The sequence below is a fragment of the Mycobacterium sp. 852002-30065_SCH5024008 genome (genome assembly GCF_001665645.1).
In the GTDB taxonomy this organism is placed as follows: domain Bacteria; phylum Actinomycetota; class Actinomycetes; order Mycobacteriales; family Mycobacteriaceae; genus Mycobacterium; species Mycobacterium paraffinicum.
In genome coordinates this window covers 1-744 of the sequence record NZ_LZSZ01000017.1, presented here as the reverse complement: position 1 = coordinate 744, position 744 = coordinate 1, and the positions used below count along the sequence as shown (strand labels likewise).

At 66.0% G+C, this 744-nt stretch carries 1 protein-coding gene; it reads right to left on the bottom strand.

The genetic code is table 11. From position 1 onward, the window contains the following. A partial coding sequence (locus tag A5781_RS02205) for an AMP-binding protein (RefSeq protein WP_156624306.1) occupies positions 1-744 on the bottom strand: 744 nt, incomplete at both ends.

The window sequence follows — 744 nt, the reverse complement described above, 5'->3', positions numbered from 1 at the left end:
GGCTAACGGCACCCCGATGGGGCTCGCTGCGCCGGCGACATCACCGGCCATGATCTCGCGTACCGAGGCATGCACGGTTGTCTCGGTGATGCCGTACATGTTGATCAGCCGCGGCGACTGCCGATGGCGGTCCACCCACCCCGCTAGACGCGCGGGCTCAAGGGCTTCCCCACCAAACACCACTGTCTTCAGCGCCAGCCGGCGGCCTAACTCCGGGGCTAATCCATCAACGGTTTGCAGCGCATAAAACGCCGACGGGGTTTGGCTTAACACGCTGACCTGTTCGCTGATCAGCAAGGCGTGGAAGTCTTCCGGAGAGGCGGTCACCGCCTCGGGCACCACCACTAACCGGCCCCCACCGAGCAGGGCACCGAAGATCTCCCACACCGAAACGTCAAAGGCATACGAGTGCCACTGTGACCACACCCCCGCCCGCTCCAGGTAGGCATCTGCCGACGCCAGCAGCTGGGTGACGTTATGGTGGGTCACGGCAACGCCTTTGGGCACCCCGGTGGTGCCCGAGGTGTAAATCAGATACGCAATACCGTCGGCGGCCGGGGCCGGCAGTGGGGTGCTGGGTTGGGTGTGGATGGCGGGGTCATCAATATCAATGACCGGCACGTGATGACCGGCGAGCCGCGAGCGCAGACCCGCCGTGGTGAGTGCGGCGACAGGCGTGGCATCGGTGAGCATGAACCCGATCCGCGCCGCGGGCAGGCCCGGGTCGATCGGCACGTAGGCCGC